This is a genomic window from Flavobacterium sediminilitoris, assembly GCF_023008245.1.
In the GTDB taxonomy this organism is placed as follows: Bacteria; Bacteroidota; Bacteroidia; order Flavobacteriales; family Flavobacteriaceae; genus Flavobacterium; species Flavobacterium sediminilitoris.
In genome coordinates, this window is record NZ_CP090145.1 from 41727 (window position 1) to 67806 (window position 26080).

Below are 26080 nucleotides of genomic sequence, written 5' to 3' on the forward strand. Positions count from 1 at the left end.
ATTTAGTTTTGTTTTTGTAGTTCAATGATTTTTCGATTATTTGGCCTGAAATACCAAGAGATAACTGTTACCAAAAGCAATATAATGGAAGGTAAGGCTTCTATTATTGGCTGCTTAACTGCTATATGTGAAATGGTTGCTCCGGACATTGCAAAGAAAAACCCTGCGTAAGCCCATTCTTTTAACAAAGGTCTTTTAGAAATTAAAATGGCAAATACTCCTAAAACTTTCCAAGTTCCAAGAATTGAAAGCAAATAGAGTGGATAACCAAGTTGGGTAACTATTTCATTGTATCCACCAATTTGAAACATTTGCTGTATTCCGCCTGCCAACATTCCAAATGAAAGGAAAATTGTTGAAGCCCAATAGATTATTTTATTTGTTTTTGTCATTTTGTAATTATTTTGATTTGGTAAATATTTCTTCCAATCTGTTATGGGCCCAATTGATACCTTGCTTGAATGGAAGTTTTAGATTTTGGTCTCTATGGTTTACAGATTGATAGATTACTTGCTGTTTTAGGTTGCTTGTGGTTTCGGTCAATTTCTCGAATTCATATATTTCTAGTTGAACGCCAAAAGGCATACTTTCCATTTCAAAAGTCCGTATAATTCTTTGGTTTCTTTTAAAGTCGTGTATTGTGCCATTAAAACCGATTTCGTTGCCTTTTTGGTCGGTAGTTGAAAACTGGTAGTTTCCGTGTTTTTGGAAGTTAAATTTTAACACCTTTGTTCCCATCCATTGCTCGATTAATTCTGGTTCGGTGTATGCTTTAAACAAAAGTTCTACTGGCAAATCAAACGTTCGTGTTATGAGTATTTCCTGTTTGCCGTTTTCAGCTATGACGTTCGTTTTTTGTTCCATATTTTATTTCTTTGATTGATAGTTTTTCATTACCGATTCCAATTTGTTAAATCGATCATCCCATAGTTTTCTGAAAGGCTCGATAAATTCCGCTATTTCTTTCATTCCGTTTGGGTTTAAGTGATAGTAAATTTCTCGTCCTTTTTGTTTTTGCTCCAAAATTTCACATTCGGTAAGGATTTGAATGTGCTTTGAAATCGTTTGCCTTGAATAGTCAAAATTTTCGGCAATTGCTGTTGGTGTCATTGCTTGTAGTGCAACCAAAGAAATGATTGTTCTTCGAGTTGGATCGGCAATGGCTTGGAAAACATCTCGTCTTAATTTCATTATGCAGTTATTTGACTGCAAATATATGCGCAATTACTTAACTGCACAAATTTTTCATTTCAAATTTTTAGAATTTGTTTGATTTTCGGTTCTCTTATATTTCCACCAACGATTCGGCTATAATTTTGTTCCGTATTTAAGCACCTAATTTAGCAAATACAAACCGAATAGAAAATCCGTGAGGATTTTTGTAAGTAGTCTAGAACCAATTATTAATTATACATAGTGTTGTACACCGTTTTTTATTCCGTAAACAATTTTTTAGGCACTTGATAACTAGCCGAATACATTAAATTCTTTTCACGATTTTTAAATTCCGAAAACGCTTTTCTATACCATTTTGGGTCATTCGCACGAGTTTTATAATCTTCGAAATTCGAAACATCATAAAAATCTCCATTTAGCCAAGGTTCAATTCCGAAGATAGCGATTCCGTTTTTTTCTACTCGATCAAGTACGATTTCAAAGTCAGATTCAGAGAAATAGTAAATCGATTTTGAGTCAAATCCGTCATTTAGGTTTTGAAGTCCGTTAAACACGTTATCTTTCAGGTATTCAAATTCTTTTTTTCGTTCTTCTTCACTGTAATCTTTTAATTCCATTTCCGTTTCCTCAAAAATTTTTGTTTTAGTTCTATTTTTGTTGTTACAACTCAATAATAAAAATCCGATAAGTACTATTTGAAGCAATTTTTTCATATTGTGAGCAACGTCAGTTTATCTAAAAACCTTCGTATATATTAAATATTATTTTAAATGATTAAAGTAAAAATAGCTGATTTAAGCCACACAAAAAAACTTTTTTGTAATGTTTTGTCTTTTCAAAAAACGCAATTACTATGAGTTAAAAACAGCCTTTTTAAAACTATCTTATTTTTATAAAATTACATTTAACTCAAAAAAACTCTTTTAAATCACTTTAAACGAGGTGATTTTTTATAAATTATTTTAAAAAGTTAGTTTTTTAGAAAGGTTATACAACAGCTACCATTATTACCATCTGTTTTTTTAGAATGGTAAATCATCAGTTCCGTCATATAAACTTTCGTCCGTATCTTCAAAATAACTTCCTCTTAGTGTTCTCTTTGATTTTTCATTCCGAAATTGAATTCCAATAGATTTATCGTCTTGGTCTAAAAAGTAATCTTGGTTAAATGAATAAATATCAATTGATTCATCAAAAATAACGTGTAAATGATTTTCATAATTCATTGACCTTGGATATACTCTCCAACGAGTAATCGGTCCAGGGATTGTTATAATTTGATTATCGCTTAAAATAATTATTAATGCATTTTCGCATTCAACAATATTTCCAAAATATGCAGTTCCTCCATTTGTTACTTTACCTTTCCAAGCGTGTCGGTTGCGTGAATGATTTTTTGCTCCAACTCATTGGCTGTGGTTTATCCGAAAGTTCAGCGATTAGTGTTTCTTTGTTTTCTAAATTTTTAAGCGGTGTTTTTATGAAATTGGCAACTCCAACCCCATAAGGATAAAAACGAGTTGCAAAACAGTGGACATAATCGACAGGCTGAATAGTAAACAGCTCTGTAATTTGTCTCACAACTATTGATCTGGGCTAAATGATAAATTTGTTTTCAGAAGTATATCGTTTTATATCATCGCCCAATATGAATATCAATTTCATACAACCGTCATGAACAACCCTTTGTTTTTCTGAGCTGTATTCGACAGGAACTTCCAATATCGAATAACACATAATCAGTGAATTTAAGTCACTATTTGGTTGGAATATGATAGCTCATTTGTCGGATTGTGCTTATTTAGATTGCCATATAACGCTTTCGCTATTAACAGTCCGGGAATAGAAAATCAGATACTTTTAATTTAGCACGAGGCAAAACATTTTGCTTGCTTTTATCTTTTTTTGTTCAAAAGTCAAATCAAAATATTTTGACGAACTTAGTAAATATAAACTAAACTTTAAGTTAAACACTAAACCTTTATTGTTTATAGCTTTTGTTAACATTTTGTTTTTTAAACATAGAAATATTTTCCAAACCAAATACTTTCACAATTAGTCAAACATATATCTTTTAATTCAAATATTGCGGTTTGATTTTCTTGTTTAGGTTTATAAATTCCGGTTTTGATATATTCATAGAATTCATTTTTGTTTTCTCTAAACCAATTTATTTTGGTAAAGCCTTTCACAGATAAAAATAATTTTAAAAAGGTCTTATCATTTTGAACTTGTTCTTTAAGTATTTCTTCAAAATCTAAATTATCATTTTCATCATCTATGAGTTTGTTGGTTTTCAAGGTTTCTATTCCATTTGAAGTAGGAAAATCATATTTTGATTCTAAGTTAATTGTTAAATCTATCAGTCCAAGTTTAGCAATTTGCCCCATACTAATATTAAATGATAAATCAAGTTTTAGGTTATCATAAACAAATTTCTGTATGGCTTTATTAATCTCGTCTGAATTATCCAATATTAATTCTATTTCAGAGTTTATAAGCTCAGGAAATTCTTGATATTTTATATTATCTATTATGTATTCAAAATCAATTGTCATATTTTATGATTATTTTTTGAATGAATGCTAACGTGTTGCCGCTTGTTGCAGTTGCATAAATTTATGACAAAAGATTACAAGTACAAAACTCTTCATGGAATTTTCAGAGACTCGAGCACTTTGTGCAAACTGATGTAACAAATTCCCGACCAAGCAATTGCCACAAACGGCTGTTAGCACTCGTTTTTAATTTGTTTATGCTGTTCCACAGATATTTTGAACAACTGGTTCCAGTGCAGCACCAATTAAATAACCAATAATCCCAGCTAATATTAATAACCAAGGAGTTTCTTTTATTAATGCAATACAGCCAGGTAAAGTTAATCCATAAATATATTTACGTTTTATATTTACTTTAAGTTCATCATTTTCAACTCTGTGAATTATACTTGCAAGGATGTCAACTTTTTTCAAGGTTGACATGTGCAATTTTAAATATTCCTTATTATCAAAAGCAGCAGCCTCATCAGCACCTGTCATTGCATTTTGAGTAGTGATAAAATTTCTTTCGGCAAGATTTAAAAATCTTCCTTTCGGTTGGTTTTTTTCATAACCATAAGTATAAATATGTCCAAGAATTATTGGAAAATCGTATTTAAAATCATCTGCAATTTCAAAAGTTTGCCCATTTAATATTCGTATTCGATTATTTATTGCTTCAAAACCATAATTTGAATCCCTCATGTTCCAATGAATCCATCTATGTGCAGGATATGATCTAACAAACGCAGAAAATTCATTTAACATAACTTTTTCAAGAGAATCATATTCAGTATCAGTGAGATTATTAAAATCTAATCCATTTAGTTGAGCTTGTAAATGAATTGAAAATGATTTTGTTTGAGCCGTCTTTAAATTACGCATGCAAATAGACGTAACGCGTGGAGTTCTTCCATGATTTGTGATAAAAGATTCGCAAGAATAATGTATAATATAGCATTTCACTTTATCCTTTAGTAATTCGTTTAGCATGTCGAAACCTTCTTTTCTTTCACGTAATCTTGGAGAGTTGAATATCTGCATAGGTTTTTATAAAATTACTGGTAACTAGTTCATATATATAACTCTGTCATACATATACGTACTAAAATGGTTGTATAGATATGATAAGTATCCTGTTTTTATATTCTCAAATATATAAAATAATCCCTACTAATAATTAAAAGGTTTTTAATTTGCTGTAGATTTTAGGAGGCGTCATACTACACTGTACACTATTTTTCGTTGCATAGTAGATTACAATAATGGATATTTTACAAGAGAAACACAGAAAATCTAAAACCATCACCTATCAGTATTTTTTCCTCATTATTAAAAACGAAACTGTTTTCTCTGCTGTTCTTCTAGTTTCAATATGGTTTTGTTCAAACATGCTTCGAAAAAGGGGTACCACAACCCCGAACAAAACCCGAACAAAACCCTAACAAAACTCGAACGAAACTAAAATCAAATAAAAACGCACGAATGCCTATTGTAATTTCATTTTACTGTAAAAGAAAATGATTTTTTTTCTTGATCTAAAATAAAGCAAGGAAAATCATTTTTATCAGTTTTCACTTCATCAAACGATTCTGATAATTGCCCGAATATTATAATTTGGTAAAAATCGGGTGTAATTTCTTAATCTTATTTTTGTTTTCTAATCGTTATATTGGTCGTTTAACAGGGTTACTTAAGCGTGTCGTAAATTATAACATACATAGTTATTATTTTGTAGTAAAAGCTACAAATAAGTTGTATTAAAACTGAAAATAAATAAAAGGTTGTGCTCCTTCTGATGCTGTTGCAAAAACAATCCAAAAGACAAAACCTAATATAATGGCTTGTATCCAAAATGGTAATTTTCCAAAAAGTTTTTCATTGAACGTTGTAATTCTTTCTGGTAAAAAATGCCATATAAAACCAAAGGCTAACACAATAAAAACATTACTATAACCTAAAATAATAGTTTGCCATTGCTCAATATTAAAGGTTAATTTTCCTATGTTTTCGGTTATTTGAAAAGCTGTTTCAAAATCTTTTGCTCTAAAGAATAACCAACAAAAAACTACGAAATGAAAAGTTAGCAAAATTTTAATTGTTTTTACAATTCCATTTTTAGGTAATTTTATTCTTGAATCAAAGAATCTTTCAAATGCCAATGCTAATCCGTGAAGAACTCCCCAAAAAACGAACTTCCAATTTGCACCATGCCACAATCCACCTAGTAACATAGTCATAAATAAATTAAAATAGGTTCGGATTTTACCTTTACGGTTTCCTCCCATTGAAATATATAAATAATCACGTAACCATGACGATAATGATATATGCCATCTTCTCCAAAATTCTGTAATTGAAGCGGATTTATAAGGGGTTCTAAAGTTTGGTGGCAATGTGAATCCCATTAACAGAGCTAAACCAATTGCCATATCGGAATATCCTGAAAAATCGCAATAAATTTGAATTGCATAGCCATAAGAAGCCATTAAGTTTTCAAATGCTGTATAAAAATTTGGAGCGTCGAAAACACGATCAACAAAGTTTGATGAAATATAATCTGAAATTACTGCTTTTTTTATCAAACCACCTATAATTAGGTATAAGGCTTTATTAAAATCTTCTTTTGTAAGGTTTAACTTTTGATAAATTTGAGGAATAAAATCGCTTGCTCTTACAATTGGTCCTGCTACTAATTGTGGAAAGAAAGAAACGAAAAACAAGAAATCCATAAAGCTTTTCGTTGGTTCTAAATCTTTTCGATAAACGTCTATTGTATAACTAAGAGTTTGAAAAGTATAAAATGATATTCCTACTGGTAAAATAATATCTGAAAAGGTAACATTGCCTTCAAAAAGCATATTAAAATTGGCTACCAAAAAATGAGTATATTTAAAATATACTAACATTCCTAGGTTAATAAACAAACTTAAAATTAAATAAAACTTCCTGTAGAATTTAACTGTTTCTGTATAAATTAATCGTGATAAGCTATAGTCTACTACTGAGGAGAAAATTAGCAACCAAAAGTATATTCCACTAGATTTATAATAGAAAAATAATGAAAATAGAACCACATAAGTAATTCTAAAATAATGTGTTTTTCTACTTAATATATAAATAAAATAGAATACTGAAAAGAATCCTAAAAACAATCCACTATTAAACAATAATGGTTCTTTAGGATTAAAAATAAACCAGCTCTGAATTGTTTCTGTATTCAGATTTGCTATAATATTTTGTAACCACGTTTGTATAAAAAATAAGGCTTTCACTTTATTTTACAGCTTTAAATTGTTCGTAATTCATCATTAAAGCTTCAAAAAATAGCTTTCCTTGTAATTCATATCCTGCTTTTGAATAATGTACTTTGTCTTTTGACATTAGTCCTTTTTTATAATTTTCATCTACACTAAATAATCCTCCTAAGGCTTGAAACATATCCCAAACTGCAATATTATTTTCAACTGCTGTTTCTAGCACTTTCTTGGCATAATCTGCTACAATTGTATTAGGATATTTTCGTTTAAAATAAGAAGGTGGCGAAGTCGTTAACAAAATTTCAACTCCTGGATTTTTTGCTTTAATATTTTGAATCATTACTTGTAATTCCTCAAAATAAATTGCGGTTTCTTTTTTATCAAAACTTTCATTGGTTCCTAATGAAATAACAATTAAATCGCTTTCTAATGCTTTCAGTTGATTATAAAACATAGGGAATTTATTATAATCAGATGCTTTTGCTCCGTTAACACCAATAGCACTATAAACTATTCCTGGATCATTATTTTCTAAAACTAATCCGTTTAATGCAAAAGGTGATGAGGCCTTTTCGTTTGGAACCAGAAAAATAGATTCTAAAGGTTCTTGACTATAATAGTTTTGGGAAGCAATATCTTCAAATAATGTTAATGGAATGAATTCTGTTTTAATGGTATTCTTAAATTGCATTTCATTTGTTGGAATTCTTAATGTTTTTCCTGCCTGAATAGTATTAGAACGTAATCCATTTGCTTTTTTTATTGCCGCAACACTAACTTTGTATTTATCTGCAATAATGGAAAGCGCTTCTCCTGATCTAATTTTATGTGTTATTGTTTTTGGGGTAGATGATTCAATAGTAATATCTTTTGATGCTGTTGCTAAATTGAAACTTCTTTCATTGTTTGGTGTTACTAATTTTACTGAATTGAATTTGTATGCTTTATTTCTTACCGAAACTTGAACAACAAAATCATTACTTTTAGTATATAATGCTATTCCACTTAATCCCACAGGTTGTGTTGTGTCGGGATAAATATTTCGATAGCTTTCAAAAGAAGTATTTGCTGAGTATTTAATAGCATAGCTCCCATTTGTTTTGGCTAAATTATGAGGAAATGAGAAACCTAATCCTCCATTTCCATATTTTTCTTGCAATAAGCTACGCATTTTTCCTGAAAATAAATCAGCTTGAATGTGTGAATCTCCAATGTGTACAATTCTTAGTTTGCAATCCTTTTTTTGTTCTAGTTGTAATAATTTTTCATAAAAGTTTTTAATGACACCAGCATTTACAATCTCGTTTCTATAAAATGAAATATTTGTAGAATCGACAGCCATTGTATCAATAACAACTTCATCTATTTCAAAATCGGTTGAATCTATTACTTGGGCAAAAAGTGTTTGCCCTAATAAAAGGAGAAATAACGAAACTTTATTGAGCATTTAAACTGTCTTTTATTTTATGAATACTATCTTTCTTAATCTTTACTTTTGGCATTACTTTTCCTTTTAATCGCAATGTTTTATAGGTTGTATATCCTTCATTAATTTGTTTATACAACAATTTTGCTACTTCATTTGCTCCTCTAAAATTAAAATGAGTATAGTCTTTATTTGCTTTTGCTGGTTCTCCTTCAACCCATTTCACCATACTTCCATCGCCACCCATTAAAGTATATAGATTAACGAATCCTGATTCTGAAGCAATTGCATAGCGTTTTTGCGCTGTTGATAATGGTACTACTGCTGAGTCTGTTTTCATTTCTAATCCATATTTTGTGGATTTATCTGCTGTTGATACAACTAGTATTGTTACATCTGGAAAACATTCTTTCAAATGTGCAACAACTCGTTCCATTTTTCTTTCATACCAAGAATAATTTAACGAACCGTAGTTTAAAACATTTGTTCCATAATGTAGAATAATCAAATCATAGCCTAATTGCTCTTGAAATTGATTCATCATGTTTTTTGAAAAAATTGACAATGGTAATCCCGAGTTTCCTCTACTTGAAAAATTATCAACATGAATTCCTTTTCCATCATCAAAATTAAATCCGTAAATAGGAATGCTATCTGCGTCTTTAAAAAACACTTTTAAAGATGAAATATTTCCTTCAGACAACTTCATTGTATTTAACCTTTTTGAGGGTAATAACTTTTTAGTAATTGTATCTCCGTTTGAAATATAAAACACTTCTCCATCTTTGTTTTCAGATTGTCCATAAAACAAGGTTGGTTTGTTTAATTCCATTGCAAAACGTGTTTTATTTGCTTTATAGCGAACCCAAGGTGCGTTTAATGTATCATTTGCATAAAAAACATGTCCGTTTACTCCAAAAGGATATGATGGTTTTTTGCCTTTTAAATAGGATTGATATTTCCAATTAGATGAAAATTCATGTACTAATGAGCTTCTTGAACTTGCTGATTCTGATGTGATACTAACGAAACCTACTCCATTTCCACCAAATTTTTCTTGAAGATAGGTTCTAAAATCTTTAACAATCATATCGCCATCGGTCATAGAATCTCCGTAATAAGCAATACGTACATTTCCTTTCTTTTCGCTTTCTAACTGAAATAATTTTTCATAAAACGAGATTAAATATTGATTGCCTTTAAAATCATTATATTTTTCTGTTGGGAAAGCAACTCCGTTTTTCTTTTTTAGAATAACTTTCTTTTTCTGTTGTATTTTTTTATTTTCTTTGATTTTAGTATTTGCTATTGTATCATTAGCTTCAGAAATAGCATCTAATAGTAAGCTATCAACTACAACATTTTTTGTAATTGTTTTATTTTCTGGAAATAGCTTCTTTGGCAACATTTCTTTAAAAAAAAGAAAGGCTGCCGTAGCAAGTATTAAAGCAAAAAATGTCCTGAAAAAATAAGACGTTGATTTCAATTTGTTTAGTATAAAATTACATTCTTTCTGGAACTTGAATTCCCAGTAATTGAAGTGCGTTCTTTATTGTATTTCCTACTGTTTTAGATAATTGTACTCTAAAAACTTTCTTATTCATATCTTGTTCTGGTAAAATAGGCACGTTTTGATAAAACGAGTTAAATTCTTTTACCAAATCATAAGTATAATTTGCTATTAGTGCTGGACTGTGATTGTCTGCTGCATTTTGAATAATATCTGGAAATAATTGCACTAATTTTATTAATTCTTTTTCCTTTTCATGTATCTCAATTGTGCTTGGAACTGTTTGTTCATATTCAAAATTAGATTTTCTTAAAATTGACTGAATACGAGCATACGTATATTGAATAAATGGTCCTGTATTTCCATTAAAATCTACCGATTCTTCAGGATTAAATAGCATTTGCTTTTTAGGATCTACTTTCAACATATAGTATTTTAAAGCGCCTAGACCTATAATTTCATATAAAGAAGCTTTTTCTTCATTAGTATAACCGTCTAATTTCCCCAATTCTTCTGAAATCTTTTTTGCAGTTATTGTCATTTCTTCCATTAAATCATCGGCATCTACAACTGTTCCTTCACGTGATTTCATTTTTCCAGAAGGTAATTCTACCATTCCGTAACTTAAATGATATAAATTTTGAGCCCAATCAAATCCTAATTTTTTTAAGATTAAGAATAGTACTTTAAAGTGATAATCTTGTTCGTTACCAACTGTGTAAACCATTCCGCCTACATCTGGATAATCTTTTACACGTTGTATAGCTGTTCCAATATCTTGTGTCATATACACAGAAGTTCCATCAGCACGCAATACAATCTTTCTGTCTAAACCGTCTTCGGTTAAATCAATCCAAACAGAACCATCTGGATCTTTTTCGAAAATTCCTTTTTCTAATCCTAGTTGTACTACTTCTTTTCCTAAAAGATACGTATTGCTTTCATAGTAATTTGGAATATCAAAACTAACTCCTAAGTTTTTATAAGTTTGTTCAAAACCATCATATACCCATTGGTTCATTGTTTTCCAAAGCATTACTGTTTCTTCATCACCAGCTTCCCATTTACGAAGCATTTCTTGTGCTTCTAAAATTGAAGGTGCTACTTTTTTTGCTTCTTCTTCTGTTTTTCCTTGAGTTATTAATTCTTTTATTTCAGTTTTATATTGCTTATCAAATTCAACATAAAAATTCCCTACAAATTTATCTCCTTTTAATCCCGTAGATTCTGGAGTTTTTCCTTCTCCATATTTTTGCCAAGCCAACATTGACTTACAAATATGGATTCCTCTATCATTGATAATTTGGGTTTTATATACTTTTTTACCTGAAGCTTTGATGATTTCGGCTACTGAATATCCTAATAAATTATTACGAATATGACCTAAATGCAAAGGTTTATTGGTGTTTGGTGAAGAATATTCTACCATTACCGATTTTTCACTTTCTTTTGGTGTTACAAAACCAAACGTATCATTATTTTTAATTGAATTGAAGAAGTTTACATAAAAAGCATCTGAAATTACAATGTTTAAAAAACCTGCAACTACATTAAATTTTTCAACTTCTTCTACATTCTCAACTAAGTAATTTCCTATCTTATTTCCTATCTCAACAGGGTTACCTTTTAAAGCTTTTACCAAAGGAAAAACAACCATTGTTATATCACCTTCAAAATCTTTCCTAGTAGACTGAAATTCAACTTTATCAATGGTTAAATCGAATATGGATTGAACGGCTTTCTGGATGTGTGTTGTTAGTGTTTCTTGTAATGTCATTTTTCTTTGATTTTTAAAGGTGCAAAGGTAATAATTTAGAATTTAGAAATAAAATTTAGATTTCAGAATTTAAAGGGTGTAAAAATGTTAAAAAAAACACAAAAAAGTAAACCCTTGTAACAAAAACACAAATTAAATGTCTTGTAATAAATCATCAATCAATCAACGTTAAACAGTTTTTAAAATGAAATTAAAATTAGTATTTGTACTTCTTTTGAGCAATGTTATTAGTTTATTTGCTCAAAACTCTGGATCAATATCTGGAAAAGTAGTCGACAAAAAAACGAATGAACCACTTCCTTATGTAACTATTGTTGTTAAAGAAAACGAAAACATTATTACAGGAGGCATTACTTCTGAATCGGGAGAATTTAATATTGAGAAGCTTATACCAAAAAAATATGCTGTTGAAATTCAATTTATTGGTTACAAAACTATCGTTAAAGATATTGACTTAACTAATGATAAAAAAATAAATATTGGTATTATTTCTATTGTAGAAGATGTAGCTCAACTTGAAGGTGTGGAATTAGTTAAAGAACGTTCTATAATGGAACAAAAAATTGACAGAAAGGTAATCAATGTAGGTAAAGATTTGATAAGTGCCGGTGCTTCTGCTGGAGAAATCATGAACAATATTCCTTCTGTGTCTGTAGATCCACAAACCAATCAGATTAGTTTGAGAGGAAATTCTAATGTTAGAATTTTAATTGATGGAAAACCTACAAACATTTCTCCTGAGCAATTATTAAAACAAATTCCTTCTGCATCGATCAAACAAATTGAATTGATTACTAATCCTTCTGCAAAGTACAATCCTGAAGGAATGAGCGGAATTATCAATATTGTATTGCACAAAAATGCAAATGATGGTTTTAATGGTTCTGTAAACTATGGAGTTACCTTTGGAAAAACACCAAAAGTAAATTCTTCTTTAGATTTAAATTATAAGACCGGAAAAGTAAATTTCTATGGTAATTATGGTTTTAATCATGGAAAAAATGCGAATGATGGATACATTAATAGCTTTGAAACTAATAATGAGAATAATCAAAATTTTCAATTCAAGAACAAAAATACTTCGCACTTGTTCAAAGTAGGAATGGATTATTTTATCAATGACAGCAATACAATATCATTTTATACTACACAAAATCTTTTTGATGGAAATGGAACAGGAAAAACGGCTGTAGATTATGATAATATGGCTACGGCTGATATTTTACAACTTTTCAATTCTAACAATGAAAGTAATTCACAAGCTTACAATTTTGATTATAAACACAACTTTAAAAAAGAAGGAGAAAATATAGAACTTGAAGTAAATTATAATAAAAACAAGAGTCCAGAAAAAACCTCTTATGATTATCCTTTAATTCCTGATTATTCTTTAAACACTGTTGATAATACAAACGACAATCTTATTATCAATATAGATTATGTGAATCCTTTAAGCGAATCTACAAAACTTGAAGTAGGATTAGAGACAAGATTAGAAGGAACTGATAATTTGTTAGCAATTGATCATAATTATGATTCTAGTTTTAATTATGAAAGACGTATTTATTCTGCTTATACTACTTATGGAAAACAATGGGAAAAATGGAGTGCACAAGCTGGCGTTAGATTAGAGAAATTTGAAGCTGAAGCCGATTTTAAACAAGCAAATGGAAATAATTCAAAATTTTCAGATAGTTTTACTACTATTTATCCATCAGGGTTTGTGAGTTATAATCCAAATGATAAAAACTCATTTAATTTTAGCGTATCTAGAAGAGTTGACAGAGCAAGTATTCAACAAATAAGTCCAATTAGAGAATGGACAACCCCTACAATAGATTCAAAAGGGAATCCTGATTTAGATCCACAGTTTACAAATTCTTTTGAATTGAACTATACAAAGAGAACAAAAATTGGCTCAATTACTTCTGGTGTTTTTTACAGAAAAATATATGATGAAATTAACAGGTATATTTATGAGCATCCTACTGATCCAAACAAAAACATATTAACGTATGATAATTTCAAGGATAATGATGCTTATGGTTTAGAGGTTTCAGGAAATTTAAATTTCACAAAATGGTGGAGTGCTAATTTTGGAGTTGATGCATATTTTAAGAAAATAAGAGGAGTTGTTGCTACTGATTTTGTAGAGGCTAATACTACTATTTTTAATGCTAGAGTGAACAATAGTTTTAAAGCAACAAAAGATTTGCGTTTTCAACTTTTTGGAATGTATAGAGGAAAAGATATCAACTTACAATTTGTAAGAAAACCAATGTGGAGAACCGATGTAGGAGCGAGTTATACTGTATTAAAAGGTAAAGGAACGTTTAGCGCTCGTTTTAGTGATATGTTTAAGGCTATGAAGTTTAGTTTTGATGGTGATTTACCATATAAGCAAGTTGGTGCTTTTCATTGGGAAAGTCAAACGGTTTATTTAGGTTTCAACTATCGTTTTGGAGGTGGAAAAAACAAAGCACTACAACGCAAAGCACGTGATAATAATGAAACTCAAAAAAATGGTGGAATTTTATAATAACAAAAGAGCGATTCAAAATATTGAATCGCTCTTTTCTTTTATGTTGATTGATCTATCCATGTTTTTAGTTTCCATATTCCATTTTCCTTTTTAAAGATATAATCAATCATTATTCCGTTTCCAATTCCTCTATTTTCAACGATTGCTTCATTATCATTAATTACGAAATTCTGTTTATAATCTAAATATTCAGCAGGTTTCATGAAATTCAAATAAGAATAATCTTCTTTTTTAATTTCTAATTCAACTAATTCAAAATCTCCATTTGTATCTAAATATTGAATTGTTATTGGAAAATTGACTCTTTCTTCTTGAAACAAATGATTCTTACTAAATTTTTCTAAGAAGTGTAAAAAATCTTCTTCTACTTTTTCAACTTCTTCAACTTGTTTAGTATTTACTACTTCAATAGTATCTTTCTCTACTTCAATTACCTCTATTTCTTCTTTTTGATTCTCGTTCTTGCAGCTCATTGAAAAAAAACAAAGACAACAACTTACTCCAAAAAGAAACTGCTTTATCGCATTTGACAAAACAGTTCCGTTTTTATTTTTATTTATCATATATTACCAACGAATAATAACACTTCCCCAAGTAAATCCACTACCAAAAGCAGCTAAAACTACTAAATCTCCTTCTTTTATTTTTCCTTTTTCCCAAGCTTCAGTTAAAGCAATAGGAATGGAAGCAGCAGTTGTATTTCCATATTTTTGAATATTATTATATACTTGATCGTCATTCAATTTAAACTTTTGTTGAATAAACTGAGAGATTCTTAAATTAGCCTGATGAGGAACTAGCATATTAATATCTGAAATCTGTAAATTATTAGCTTGTAAACCTTCATTTATAACCTCACTAAAACGAACTACTGCGTTTTTAAATACAAATTGTCCATTCATATAAGGGTAATAGCTTTCGTCATTTGGATCATTATCTGCAATAATATCAGTAACCCAACGTTTCCCCATTCCTGGTGCAATTAATGATAGTTCTTCTGCGTGTTGCCCTTCAGAATGTAAATGTGTTGACAAGATTCCTTTTGATAAATCTTCTTCTCTACTTAAAATAGCGGCTCCTGCTCCGTCTCCAAAAATTACAGAAACCCCTCTTCCACGAGTTGTCATATCTAATCCTGTAGAATGTAATTCAGATCCAATAACTAAAACATTTTTATACATTCCTGTTTTAATATATTGATCTGCAATTGAAATAGCATAAACAAATCCTGAGCATTGATTTCGAACATCTAGTGCTCCTACAGTTTTTAATCCTAAATCGCGTTGTACTAAAACCCCTGGTCCTGGGAAATAATAATCTGGACTCAAAGTAGCAAAAATAACGAAATCAATATCTTCTTTTGCTATTCCTGCACGTTCAATTGCAACTTTTGCGGCTTTAACACCCATTGAAGTTGTGGTATCTTCTCCACGAATAACATGTCTTCTTTCTTGAATTCCTGTTCGTTCCTGAATCCATTCATCATTAGTTTCCATTACTTTAGACAAGTCTTCATTTGTAACTACATTCTCTGGAACATAATATCCTAATCCTTTTATTTTTGAATGATACATTTTTTCTTATTTATATTTTAAGGGAGGCAAATTTAATAATTTATCAATTTTGTTCCTCTACAATGTCTTTTATTTTCATTACTCTCAAAATTAAACATTTTTAGATTACATTTTAACAAAATTTACAGAATTTAAATTTATTAATTCTATATTTTTGGTAACCAAATAATTTATTACGTCCAAAAATGAAAAAAATTTTTACTTGTCTGGCATTATTTTTTTTGAGTATTGGTTTACATGCTCAGGAAAATTTAGATTACCAAAAACCTCCTAAAGAAATTTTAGATTTAGCTGATTATGAAAGAGCTCCTAGTGTTTCTATGGATACCAAAAAGGAATACATGCTCTTAAGCTATAGAAATACTTACAAAAACCTTGATGATTTAAATCAGGAAGAAATGCGTTTAGGTGGTTTACGTATTAATCCTATCACTAATATTTCTAGTACTGTAACGTATTTAAATAACTTAAAGGTTAGAAAAATTAACGCTAAAAATGAGATTCAAGTTGCTGGATTACCCAAAAACCCTAAAATAAGTAATATTTCATGGTCTCCAAATGAACAGTATATTTCATTTACAAATACTACAAAATCTGGTGTTGAGTTATGGTATTTAGAGTTAGCAACTGCAAAAGCTACTAAATTAACTGATGATAACTTAAATGCAAATTTAGGCAATCCTGTTAGCTGGTTTAAAGATAGTCAGTCATTATTGATTAAAACATTACCTAGCAAAAGAGCTCCATTAATTGATGATAAAAAAGACATTCCTACTGGACCAACTGTTTCTGAAAGCGAAGGAAAAGTTTCTCAAAATAGAACCTATCAAGATCTATTAAAAAACAAAACTGATGAAGCTAATTTTGAATCTTTAGTAACGTCAGAGCTTTATACTGTTACCCTAAGCGGAAGTAAAAAAATATTCAAAGAAGCTGCTATATATGCAGGCGAAACTTTTTCTCCAGATGGTAATTATGTTATGATTACAACTCTTGAAAAACCGTTTTCATATATTGTGCCATTAAATCGTTTTCCACAATCAACTATTATATATGATGCTACTGGAAAAGAGGTTAAAAAAGTCAATGAGGTTCCATTAAACGAGATAATGCCAAAAGGGTTTATGTCTACAAGAACTGGTAAAAGAAATATGTCTTGGAGAAATGATGCACCTGCTACATTATATTTTGTAGAAGCGTTAGATGGTGGAGATCAAGCAAATGAAGTTCCGTTTAGAGATGAAGTTTTTTTATGGGAAGCACCTTTTAATTCATCACCAAAATCATTAGTAAAAACAAAACAACGTTTTGCTGGTATTCGTTGGGGAAATGCAACAACTGCCATTTTAATGGACAGATGGTATGATACTCGAAACATGAAAACGTATCTAATAGATCCATCAGTAGAAGGCGCTAATCCTAAAATAATTTGGGATAGAAACTATCAAGATCAATATAATGATCCAGGGAATTTTGAAATGAAGAAAAACGACTTAGGAAGTTATGTTTTAGCTATTGAAAAGGGTAAAATGTACTTATTAGGTGATGGTTTTACAAAAGAAGGTCAATTTCCTTTCATTGATGAATTAGACATTAAAACTTTAAAAACAAAACGTTTATATGAGTCTAAATTAGAAAATAAAAAAGAAGATTTATTGTCTATCGAAGACTTGAAAAAAGGAGAGGTTTTAGTTATGATTCAATCTAAAAATGAATATCCTAACTATTATTTTAGAAATTTAAAAACTAAAAAATTAACTGCAATAACTTCATTTGAAAATCCATTTGAAAATTTAAACAATGTTTACAAAGAAGTAATTACCTATAAAAGAAGTGATGGTGTTACTTTGTCTGGAACTTTATATTTACCTGTTGGTTATGATAGAGTGAAAAAAGATAAAAAATTACCTTTATTAATTTGGGCATATCCTAGAGAATTCAAAGACAAAAATAGTGCTGGCCAAACTACTCAAAACCCAAATGAATTTACTTTCCCTTATTATGGTTCATTCGTTTATTGGGTTACAAGAGGTTATGCTGTTTTAGATGATGCTTCATTCCCTATTATTGGTGAAGGTACTACGGAACCAAATGATACTTTTATTCCTCAATTAGTTGATAATGCTAAAGCAGCAATTGATGCTGTTGATAATTTAGGCTATATTAATAGAAGTAAAGTTGGTGTAGGTGGTCACTCTTATGGAGCGTTTATGACTGCTAATTTACTAACACATTCTAATTTATTTGCTTGTGGAATTGCAAGAAGTGGTGCTTACAATAGAACTTTAACTCCTTTTGGATTCCAAAGTGAACAAAGAAATTATTGGGATGTTCCTGAAATTTATAATACAATGTCTCCATTTATGAATGCTTCAAAAATGAAAACGCCATTATTATTAGTTCATGGAGAAGCTGATAATAACCCTGGTACATTTACATTACAAACAGAACGCTATTTCCAAGCTTTAAAAGGATTAGGTGCTCCTGTAAGAATGGTACTTTTACCAAAAGAAAGTCATGGTTATGTAGCAGAAGAAAACATTCTTCATCTATTATGGGAACAAGATCAATTCTTGGAAAAACATTTAAAGAACTAATTTTTTATATAAGAAAGACCTGTTATTACAGGTCTTTCTTTATTTTTATACCAACCTTATTTCGTGATTGTATAGCATGCTTACTTTCAAAAAAGATAATTTGATTATTAAAGCTGGCTTCTATTAAATAGTGACTTCCTCTAAAATAAGACTGTCTAACTTCAACTTTAAAATCTTCGTTATCAAAGACAACTTCTAATTGATAAGGATACAAAAAATGCACTTTATTTTCTATTTGAATCTGATTGACTTCTCCAAATAAAGAAGCAACATAAAAAGAATTTGGATTATTGTATATTGAATTTGTTTTTCCTTTTTCTAGAATTTGACCATTTTTCATTACTATTACCTCATCACTAAATGATAATACATCCTGAACGTCATGTGTTGCAACGATACATGTAATATTTTTTGCCTTTAAATACCTAAACATTCTTCTTCTTAAACTATTTTTTCTAAAATTGTCTATATGACTAAAGGGTTCATCTAGCAATAAAAGTTCTGGTTCTTTTGCTAAAACTTTTGCTATTGCTACACGTTGCATTTGTCCACCACTTAGAAAATTAGCTTTCACATTTGCAAATTCTGTCATTTCAACAACTTCTAATAGTTCTTGTATTCTCTGTTTTTTTTCTTCTGGAAAAAAGTTAGACAAATATTTCCCTACATTTTCAGTAACCGTTATATAAGGCATTAAATCAAAATCTTGTGCCAAGTATTTCATATACGGCATTCCTGGAACAAGATGGTGTTTTGGTCCTAAAACTTGATTATTATTCCATTGAATTTCTCCTTTATCTAAATCATACAATCCATATATTAGCTTTAAAAGTGTACTTTTTCCACAACCACTCTCTCCTATTAACGCTAAATTTTCACCTTTATTCAAAGTGAAATTTATTTCTTTTACCGTAATTGTTTTATCGTATGAGAAATTTATATTAGAAACTATAAGCATTATTCTAGATTAAAAAAATTAAACCAAATAGATACTATTTGGTTATTAAACGTTAAAAAAAAGACTGTATACTATACAGCCTTTTTCTATACAGAAAATACATTTTTATTTTCCTGCTTCTTTTTGAGCGTCTTCAATCATTTTTTCATTTGCTACAATTGCAAATTCAACGCGTCTGTTTTTACTTCTTCCTGCATCTGTTTCATTATCAGCTATTGGATCTGCTTCTCCCATTCCAACTGTAACAAAGCGACCTGATACAAGCCCTTTTCCTACTAAATATGACTTTACTGCTGCTGCTCTTTGATTTGATAAATTTAAATTAAACTCATCTGCTCCTTTGCTATCAGTATATCCATATATTTTAATATCTGTATCTGGATAATCGTTAAATACTGGAACTAGCTTATCTAAATTTTGTTTAGCTTTAGCTGTTAAAGTTGCTTTACTAAACTCAAAATTAACTGAGTTTTCACCTAAAACTAAGTGAATTCCTTCTCCTACTCTTTCTACTTCAGCACCTGGCAATGCTTCTTCAATCTGCCTTGCTTGTTTATCCATTTTATTTCCAATGGCTCCACCAGCAACTCCACCAACAACTCCACCGATAACTGCTCCTAATGCTCCATTACCACCTTTGCCTATATTATTTCCTAAAATTCCTCCAATTAATGCTCCTCCAACAGCTCCGATAGCTGCTCCTCTTTGTGTTTTATTAGTATTTTTTACTGCTTTACAACTACTTAAGGTTATCATTAGAAAAAAGGACATAACCATTAAACCTGAAATTATCTTTTTCATATTATTAAGTCTTAATTATTTCTTACAAATTGATACACTACTTTTGTGCTATTTCCTCCAACATTAACATAATCTACCAATTCGAAAGATGTTTCTGTTATATTGTTTACTGTTAACACATATCCTTGGTTCACATTTTTAGCTTTTGCGCCTTCTAAAAATTTCATGACAAGTTTTCCTTCTTTATTTATATACCATGTAATTGGACTACTATATCCACTACATCCATTTTTTGTCAATTTCATTTCTCCTTTATTATTATTAGAAATAAAATTCCATTCGCTTCCAACAAAACACTGAGAATCTTCAATATTAAACGAAGTTACTTTAATGTATTCTGAGCTTGGATATGTAACAGATGTTATTACCCAATTTCCTTTTAATGCTACTTCTTTTTTCATGTCTAGTTTTGTTCCCGTGACTGGAACTGATTTTGATTTACAACCAAAAATTACGAAGCTTAGAAATAATAAGATTATACTTTTTTTCATATCGTTTTTATTTTATTTTACAAAGTTACTGGATTTTGCAATTACTTTATTTCATAATATTGTGAATCTTTTATATAATTTAAAGGTGAATAAAAAACGTCAATTTGTCAGTTTTGAAACATTGGTACTTGTTTTGACATTAAGTAAAAAAATGTATAACCAAAAAAATAGTTTTAAAATATGTCAAGTGGAAAAATTAATGTATCAGTAGAAAACATCTTTCCTTTAATTAAAAAGTTTTTATACAGCGATCACGAAATTTTCCTTCGTGAGTTAATCTCAAACGCAACAGATGCTACCTTAAAACTAAAACATTTAACAAGCATAGGTGAAGCATCAGTAGAATATGGTAATCCTAAAATTGAAATAAAGATTGATAAAGAAGGTAAAAAACTTCATATCATTGATCAAGGATTAGGAATGACTAGTGATGAAGTAGAAAAATATATTAATCAAATTGCTTTTTCTGGAGCGGAAGAGTTTTTAGAAAAATATAAAGATTCTGCAAAAGATTCTGGAGTAATTGGTCATTTTGGTTTAGGCTTTTATTCTGCTTTTATGGTAGCTTCAAAAGTTGAAATTATTACTAAATCTTTCAAAGATGAACCAGCTGCTCATTGGACATGTGATGGAAGTCCTGAGTTTACTTTAGTTCCTCATGATAAAACAGAAAGAGGTACGGAAATTGTTTTACATATTGCTGAGGATTCTTTAGATTTCCTTGAAGAAAGTAAAATAAATGGTTTATTATCTAAGTATAATAAGTTTATGCCAATTCCAATTAAGTTTGGAACAAAACAAGAAGCGCTACCAAAGCCAGAAGATGCAGGTGATGACTACAAAACCGAATATAAAGAAGTAGACAATATTATTAATAATCCAAATCCGGCTTGGACAAAGCAACCAGCAGATTTAAAAGAAGAGGATTACAAAAGTTTCTATCGTGAATTGTATCCAATGCAATTTGAAGAGCCTTTATTTAATATTCATTTAAATGTAGATTACCCATTTAACTTAACAGGTATTTTATATTTCCCAAAATTAGCTTCTGATTTACAAATTCAAAAAGACAAAATACAACTTTATCAAAATCAAGTTTTTGTAACAGATAATGTAGAAGGTATTGTTCCTGAATTTTTAACCATGTTAAAAGGTGTTATTGATTCTCCAGATATTCCTTTAAATGTATCTCGTTCTTACTTACAAGCTGATGGAAATGTAAAGAAAATTTCTAACTACATTACACGTAAGGTTTCTGATAAATTAAAATCATTATTTAATGAAAGTCGTGAAGATTTTGAAAAAAAATGGAATGATATTAAGATTGTATTAGAATATGGAATGCTTTCTGAAGCTAAGTTTTATGAAAAAGCTGGAGATTTTGTATTATATCCAACTACGGAAGGTAAATATTACACTTTAGCTGAATTAAAAGAAGCGTTAGCTACAAATCAAACAGATAAAGATGGAAAATTAGTTGTCCTTTATGCTTCAAACAAAGATGCACAACATAGTTACATTGATATTGCAAAAGAAAAAGGATATGAAGTATTATTGTTAGACTCTCCTATTGTTTCTCATTTAATTCAAAAATTAGAATCGGATAATGAGAATTTAACTTTTGCTCGTGTAGATGCAGATCATATAGACAAATTAATATCGAAAGAAGAAACACAAATTTCAAAACTTTCTGATGAGGAAAAAGAAAAACTTAAAGGTGTTTTAGAAACGATTGTTCCTAAAGAAACATACACTGTACAATTAGAGGCAATGGATAGCAAATCAGCTCCATTTATGATTACGCAACCAGAATTCATGAGACGAATGAAAGAAATGAGTCAATCTGGTGGTGGTGGAATGTTTGGAATGGGTAACTTACCTGAAATGTACAACTTAGTTGTAAACACAAACTCTGAATTAGCTACTTCAATTTTAAATACTGAAGCCGAAGATGCAAAAGCAAGTTTAATAAAACAAGCTTTAGATCTTGCTAAGCTTTCACAAGGTTTATTAAAAGGTGAAGAATTAACATCATTTGTAAAACGTAATTTCGAAACCTTGAAATAAGAAGATAGTACAAAGAAAATAGAGAAAACCTGCAAATTTTCATTTGCAGGTTTTTTTTATAAAACAACGTTATAAAATCATATATATTCATAATAGAAAAATAATCTAAAAAAATAAATTAAATAAAAAAATATACTATAAAACATTATTTAATTACACTATTTTAGATAATTTAACATAAAATGAGGTTTTTCTGTAAATGAGTATTGTTTTTAAATTATATTTTTACAGCATCAAACAAATAACTATTTATTATGAAAAAAATGAATTTAAGAAAATTAGCACTACTTGTAATTTTCGCTTTAGGTTTCACAGCGTGTGAAAAAAATGAAGTTAATAATAACTCATTAAATGATAACAATGATTTTACAGATGAAATCTATAATGCAAAATCCACTGGGAATGTGATTGATGCTGTTTATAGAGGAAATCTGGTTCAATTACTAGAAATTGAAGATGATAAATATCTTTATGATGGTGATGTTGTATTAGAAAGAAGTGATTTTTTATTACCAAATGAAACAGCTACTGAAAAAGGAGTATATGGTGGTGGAACATGGCCAAACAGAACTGTAAGATGGAAATATGCTAGTGGTGTTTCTTCAAGTTTAAAAAGCAAATGGGTTTCTGCGAAAAACACGTGGACAAACGAATTAGGATTTACTTTTGTTGAAATTACAGGAACTTCTGGAGATTATATCTTAGTACAACAAAACAACAGTGGATCTGCTTATAGTACAAGTATTGGAAGAAGAGGCGGACAACAAATCATTAGTGTAGACCCTGCTTCTTTTAGTACAGGAAGTGTTATTCACGAAATAGGTCATGCTGTTGGTTTAATTCATGAGCAAAAAAGACCTGATAGAGACACTTATATCACTGTAAATTATTCAAATATTAGACCTAATTGGCGTTCACAATATGATAAATGTTCAGGTTGTACATCTAATGGTACGTTTGATTTTAATTCCATTATGTTATATGGGGCAAGAGCAAGTAGTTCGGTAGTATACAACACTAGTATTCCTGCAATGACAAAGAAAGATGGTTCAACTTGGACTTCACAACGTTCTTATTTATCTACAGGTGATAAAGCAGCAATTAATGCTAAATACTAACAAACAGTAAATACAAACAACACACAAATAAACAAACATGAGAAGAGTCGTTTAGAAGAAATTCTAAACGATTCTTTTTTATGTTAATTTAGAATAGTATCACTATCTTCTTTCTTGTTTTTATTCAACAGATTTGGATCTTCTTTTGCTAGTTTATTCTTAGTTGGGATTTTATAATTCAGTGTAAATCCAAATCTTCTTGTATCTGATTTACTCTGGAGTAATAAATCTGTTCCTGAAGAACCAAATCCTTGTTTATTTGTATTCAATATATCATCAAAATTCAACGAAACTGACAACTTATCATTTAAGAATTTCTTAGAAAATGTAATATCTAAACTATGACTAAAAGATTCTTCTGCTACAAAATAATAGTAATTTCCTCCTGTTGTACTATAATTGTAATTTGTAATAAATTTTACGTCTTTTGGTAAGACTATTTGGGACATCAAATTAATAATCCAAAAGCCTTTTGTATTCAAATTTGGTATTTGGTGCATTTGATACCCTGCATACGCATATAAAAAATTAATTTTATCTGGATTAAAATCAAACTTCATCGTTTCTTTTAGTCCTTTCGTAAACAACATATAAGGGATTGGTAAACCTATATTTATATTATGTATTTTTAATTCTGGAACATTTATAGAAGTATTTGAAACTACATTTCCATTTTCTAAAACTCTATTTATTACCTGATTTTTTGCTCTACTAATGCTGTAACCAATAAAAGCGTAATCGAATGCGCTAATTTTTACTTCATAATTATCAAAAATTGTGGGTTGTAATTGTGGGTTTCCTGAATAATTAATGTTTGGGTTTTGATAATTAGTATTATTTGGATTTAAAGAAGAAGTACTGGGTAATCTTATTTTTTTATTATAGTTTAAATTAAAATAAATTTGCGGTGCAAAGTTATACTGAACGCTTACATTTGGAAAGAAGCGAAATTGATTAAAAGGTGTCAAATCATTTGTATCTGTTTTCCCTTTTATTGCATAATCTTCTGCTCTTCCACCAAGAATAAAGTCGAAATTTTTATAGGATGATTGTAGTTCTAAATAGGTAGCTGCTGTTCTTCTTGTATAATTTAAATTGGTTATTCCTGCTTGCTTTGTTTCAAACAATAAATTATCATACAAAGTACCAATGCTTATTTTCCCTTCATCTAATAATTTAATTTCTTCTGAATAATCAGCTTTAAAATTAAAATAATCTTGCAATGATGAATTTCCCAACACATTTGTATTCATCAATCTTGAATCTAGATTAAAATCATTTTCATTTCTTATAAAATTAAATTTAAAATCTAGTTTTTTATCAATGGCATCAAATCTTTTTTGATAAGTAGCTACTGCATCTTGACGAATATTTTTATTCTTACTAAAATCATTTGTTTGAAAACCTAAACCAGAGCCTAATACATAAGAATCATTATTATTATAATTTACATCGTAGTTAAGTAATAATCTGTCCATTTTAAAATCGATAGTCATTGCCGATTTAGCAAAAGTACTTCTTCCTATTCTATCTGCTTCTGTGTCAGACAATATAATATTTTCATTATTTGTTCTATTCGTAATAGTAGACCAAAGTGCACTTTCTCTATAATTTTGCCCTATGTTTAATTGCCATCCAAAGTATTTGTTTTTTGAACTCAACAGTAAACTATTGTTAAATCGGGTTCTAAACTTGTTATAATTTGTAAAATTAGCTCCAGAAGAATAAGTTGCACTCAAATAACTTTTAGCTTTTCTACTTGTAACAATATTTATAATTGCACCTCCAGAAGTTGCAGGAAATTCGGCTCCAGGTTGAGTTATTACTTCTACTTTTTCAATACTATTTGCAGGCATTCCTTCTAAAAAAGCATTTAAATCGTTAGAAGAAATATTTAAAGGTCTCCCATCTAAAAAAACGTCTAATTGTTTTCCTTGATACATCATTCCTGCTACATCTGAAACGATTAATCCTGGTAACTTTTTTAATCCTTCTAACACAGAACCCGAGTTTAAATGAGCTTGCGATTCGAAATCAAAAATTGTTCTGTCTGGTTTTTGCTCAATGGCTTTTTTCTTTTTTACGAGGATGACTTCTTTTAAATCAACCTCTTTTTCTTTTATCTCTTCTTTTTGTTGAGCGAACATGATAGTTACACCATGAAGTAAAAGAACAAATAATAAAATTACGTTTCTCACAATTGTTAATCTTTTCATAATTAGTATGAAATTCTTACAAATCGTTAC

22 protein-coding genes are annotated in these 26080 nt (G+C 29.5%); 4 read left to right on the plus strand and 18 right to left on the minus strand.

The window, feature by feature from the left end; translation table 11 throughout:
- Positions 1 to 2: 2 nt before the first annotated feature.
- The 12 genes from LXD69_RS00185 to argS all read right to left on the minus strand — a co-directional run bounded on the left by LXD69_RS00185 (position 3) and on the right by argS (position 11686).
- Complete coding sequence (locus LXD69_RS00185) at positions 3 to 392, minus strand: DoxX family protein (RefSeq protein WP_246916527.1); 390 nt, start codon at positions 390 to 392, stop codon at positions 3 to 5.
- 7 nt (positions 393 to 399) lie between these two features.
- Entirely contained in the window at positions 400 to 864 is a 465-nt protein-coding gene (locus tag LXD69_RS00190; protein ID WP_246916529.1) for an SRPBCC domain-containing protein, read from the minus strand.
- A gap of 3 nt (positions 865 to 867) precedes the next feature.
- Entirely contained in the window at positions 868 to 1191 is a 324-nt protein-coding gene (locus LXD69_RS00195) for an ArsR/SmtB family transcription factor (protein ID WP_246916531.1), read from the minus strand.
- A gap of 242 nt (positions 1192 to 1433) precedes the next feature.
- Positions 1434 to 1889 (minus strand): hypothetical protein, encoded by a 456-nt coding sequence (locus LXD69_RS00200; protein WP_235271024.1) that lies wholly within the window; start codon positions 1887 to 1889, stop codon positions 1434 to 1436.
- Positions 1890 to 2198: 309 nt separating this feature from the next.
- Positions 2199 to 2402 carry a hypothetical protein gene (locus LXD69_RS00205; protein WP_246916533.1) on the minus strand — a complete coding sequence of 68 codons (204 nt, stop codon included), beginning with the start codon at positions 2400 to 2402 and terminating at the stop codon, positions 2199 to 2201.
- A gap of 370 nt (positions 2403 to 2772) precedes the next feature.
- Positions 2773 to 2952 (minus strand): DUF6597 domain-containing transcriptional factor, encoded by a 180-nt coding sequence (locus tag LXD69_RS18065; protein ID WP_394799757.1) that lies wholly within the window; start codon positions 2950 to 2952, stop codon positions 2773 to 2775.
- A 239-nt stretch (positions 2953 to 3191) separates the two neighbouring features.
- The gene (locus LXD69_RS00210) at positions 3192 to 3734 is read right to left on the minus strand and encodes a hypothetical protein (RefSeq protein ID WP_246916535.1); all 543 of its coding nucleotides are present in this window, start codon (positions 3732 to 3734) and stop codon (positions 3192 to 3194) included.
- 195 nt (positions 3735 to 3929) lie between these two features.
- On the minus strand, positions 3930 to 4757 hold the full coding sequence (locus LXD69_RS00215; RefSeq protein ID WP_052705408.1) for a hypothetical protein: 828 nt from the start codon (positions 4755 to 4757) through the stop codon (positions 3930 to 3932).
- Positions 4758 to 5473: 716 nt separating this feature from the next.
- Positions 5474 to 6988: an MBOAT family O-acyltransferase gene (locus tag LXD69_RS00220; protein ID WP_246916537.1), complete on the minus strand. Its 1515-nt coding sequence runs from the start codon at positions 6986 to 6988 to the stop codon at positions 5474 to 5476.
- A gap of 1 nt (position 6989) precedes the next feature.
- On the minus strand, positions 6990 to 8420 hold the full coding sequence (locus LXD69_RS00225) for a GDSL-type esterase/lipase family protein (protein WP_246916539.1): 1431 nt from the start codon (positions 8418 to 8420) through the stop codon (positions 6990 to 6992).
- A complete protein-coding gene (locus LXD69_RS00230) occupies positions 8410 to 9807 on the minus strand; it encodes an SGNH/GDSL hydrolase family protein (protein WP_246916541.1) in 1398 nt (465 codons plus the stop codon). Before LXD69_RS00230 ends, LXD69_RS00225 begins: the two co-directional genes overlap by 11 nt.
- Positions 9808 to 9901: 94 nt before the next feature.
- A complete protein-coding gene (argS, locus tag LXD69_RS00235; RefSeq protein ID WP_246916543.1) occupies positions 9902 to 11686 on the minus strand; it encodes an arginine--tRNA ligase in 1785 nt (594 codons plus the stop codon).
- Positions 11687 to 11870: 184 nt separating this feature from the next.
- On the opposite strand from argS, the gene LXD69_RS00240 reads away from it, so the two are divergent.
- Positions 11871 to 14225: an outer membrane beta-barrel family protein gene (locus LXD69_RS00240; protein WP_246916545.1), complete on the plus strand. Its 2355-nt coding sequence runs from the start codon at positions 11871 to 11873 to the stop codon at positions 14223 to 14225.
- Between the two features lie 41 nt (positions 14226 to 14266).
- On the opposite strand, the gene LXD69_RS00245 is transcribed toward LXD69_RS00240, so the two are convergent.
- On the minus strand, positions 14267 to 14701 hold the full coding sequence (locus LXD69_RS00245) for a DUF4348 domain-containing protein (RefSeq protein WP_161794170.1): 435 nt from the start codon (positions 14699 to 14701) through the stop codon (positions 14267 to 14269).
- A 93-nt stretch (positions 14702 to 14794) separates the two neighbouring features.
- Positions 14795 to 15802, minus strand: coding sequence for a 3-oxoacyl-ACP synthase III family protein (locus LXD69_RS00250; RefSeq protein ID WP_246916547.1), 1008 nt, complete (start codon positions 15800 to 15802; stop codon positions 14795 to 14797).
- Between the two features lie 185 nt (positions 15803 to 15987).
- On the opposite strand from LXD69_RS00250, the gene LXD69_RS00255 reads away from it, so the two are divergent.
- Positions 15988 to 18399: an alpha/beta hydrolase family protein gene (locus LXD69_RS00255; RefSeq protein ID WP_246916548.1), complete on the plus strand. Its 2412-nt coding sequence runs from the start codon at positions 15988 to 15990 to the stop codon at positions 18397 to 18399.
- A 25-nt stretch (positions 18400 to 18424) separates the two neighbouring features.
- Here LXD69_RS00255 and LXD69_RS00260 read toward each other — a convergent pair whose 3' ends face one another.
- From LXD69_RS00260 to LXD69_RS00270, 3 genes are all read right to left on the minus strand, one after another.
- The gene (locus tag LXD69_RS00260) at positions 18425 to 19357 is read right to left on the minus strand and encodes an ABC transporter ATP-binding protein (RefSeq protein WP_246916550.1); all 933 of its coding nucleotides are present in this window, start codon (positions 19355 to 19357) and stop codon (positions 18425 to 18427) included.
- A 105-nt stretch (positions 19358 to 19462) separates the two neighbouring features.
- Positions 19463 to 20158 (minus strand): OmpA family protein, encoded by a 696-nt coding sequence (locus LXD69_RS00265; protein ID WP_045972584.1) that lies wholly within the window; start codon positions 20156 to 20158, stop codon positions 19463 to 19465.
- 11 nt (positions 20159 to 20169) lie between these two features.
- Positions 20170 to 20649, minus strand: coding sequence for a lipocalin family protein (locus tag LXD69_RS00270; RefSeq protein WP_045972586.1), 480 nt, complete (start codon positions 20647 to 20649; stop codon positions 20170 to 20172).
- A 180-nt stretch (positions 20650 to 20829) separates the two neighbouring features.
- Here LXD69_RS00270 and htpG point away from each other — a divergent pair, with 180 nt between their 5' ends.
- Both htpG and LXD69_RS00280 read left to right on the plus strand, forming a co-directional pair.
- A complete protein-coding gene (gene htpG / locus LXD69_RS00275; protein ID WP_246916552.1) occupies positions 20830 to 22716 on the plus strand; it encodes a molecular chaperone HtpG in 1887 nt (628 codons plus the stop codon).
- Positions 22717 to 22979: 263 nt separating this feature from the next.
- Positions 22980 to 23834 (plus strand): M12 family metallopeptidase, encoded by an 855-nt coding sequence (locus tag LXD69_RS00280; protein ID WP_246916554.1) that lies wholly within the window; start codon positions 22980 to 22982, stop codon positions 23832 to 23834.
- An 83-nt stretch (positions 23835 to 23917) separates the two neighbouring features.
- Here LXD69_RS00280 and LXD69_RS00285 read toward each other — a convergent pair whose 3' ends face one another.
- Positions 23918 to 26050, minus strand: a complete 2133-nt coding sequence (locus tag LXD69_RS00285) for an outer membrane beta-barrel family protein (protein WP_246916556.1) — start codon at positions 26048 to 26050, stop codon at positions 23918 to 23920.
- Positions 26051 to 26080 lie beyond the last annotated feature (30 nt).

Bases quoted from the DNA above. Each gene is read 5' to 3' on its own strand.
- LXD69_RS00185 (WP_246916527.1), bottom strand. From the start codon at position 392: ATGACAAAAACAAATAAAATAATCTATTGGGCTTCAACAATTTTCCTT.
- LXD69_RS00190 (WP_246916529.1), bottom strand. From the start codon at position 864: ATGGAACAAAAAACGAACGTCATAGCTGAAAACGGCAAACAGGAAATA.
- LXD69_RS00195 (WP_246916531.1), bottom strand. From the start codon at position 1,191: ATGAAATTAAGACGAGATGTTTTCCAAGCCATTGCCGATCCAACTCGA.
- LXD69_RS00200 (WP_235271024.1), bottom strand. From the start codon at position 1,889: ATGAAAAAATTGCTTCAAATAGTACTTATCGGATTTTTATTATTGAGT.
- LXD69_RS00205 (WP_246916533.1), bottom strand. From the start codon at position 2,402: ATGAATTATGAAAATCATTTACACGTTATTTTTGATGAATCAATTGAT.
- LXD69_RS00210 (WP_246916535.1), bottom strand. From the start codon at position 3,734: ATGACAATTGATTTTGAATACATAATAGATAATATAAAATATCAAGAA.
- LXD69_RS00215 (WP_052705408.1), bottom strand. From the start codon at position 4,757: ATGCAGATATTCAACTCTCCAAGATTACGTGAAAGAAAAGAAGGTTTC.
- LXD69_RS00225 (WP_246916539.1), bottom strand. From the start codon at position 8,420: ATGCTCAATAAAGTTTCGTTATTTCTCCTTTTATTAGGGCAAACACTT.
- LXD69_RS00230 (WP_246916541.1), bottom strand. From the start codon at position 9,807: ATGTTGCCAAAGAAGCTATTTCCAGAAAATAAAACAATTACAAAAAAT.
- argS (WP_246916543.1), bottom strand. From the start codon at position 11,686: ATGACATTACAAGAAACACTAACAACACACATCCAGAAAGCCGTTCAA.
- LXD69_RS00240 (WP_246916545.1), top strand. From the start codon at position 11,871: ATGAAATTAAAATTAGTATTTGTACTTCTTTTGAGCAATGTTATTAGT.
- LXD69_RS00245 (WP_161794170.1), bottom strand. From the start codon at position 14,701: ATGAGCTGCAAGAACGAGAATCAAAAAGAAGAAATAGAGGTAATTGAA.
- LXD69_RS00250 (WP_246916547.1), bottom strand. From the start codon at position 15,802: ATGTATCATTCAAAAATAAAAGGATTAGGATATTATGTTCCAGAGAAT.
- LXD69_RS00255 (WP_246916548.1), top strand. From the start codon at position 15,988: ATGAAAAAAATTTTTACTTGTCTGGCATTATTTTTTTTGAGTATTGGT.
- LXD69_RS00260 (WP_246916550.1), bottom strand. From the start codon at position 19,357: ATGCTTATAGTTTCTAATATAAATTTCTCATACGATAAAACAATTACG.
- LXD69_RS00265 (WP_045972584.1), bottom strand. From the start codon at position 20,158: ATGAAAAAGATAATTTCAGGTTTAATGGTTATGTCCTTTTTTCTAATG.
- LXD69_RS00270 (WP_045972586.1), bottom strand. From the start codon at position 20,649: ATGAAAAAAAGTATAATCTTATTATTTCTAAGCTTCGTAATTTTTGGT.
- htpG (WP_246916552.1), top strand. From the start codon at position 20,830: ATGTCAAGTGGAAAAATTAATGTATCAGTAGAAAACATCTTTCCTTTA.
- LXD69_RS00280 (WP_246916554.1), top strand. From the start codon at position 22,980: ATGAATTTAAGAAAATTAGCACTACTTGTAATTTTCGCTTTAGGTTTC.
- LXD69_RS00285 (WP_246916556.1), bottom strand. From the start codon at position 26,050: ATGAAAAGATTAACAATTGTGAGAAACGTAATTTTATTATTTGTTCTT.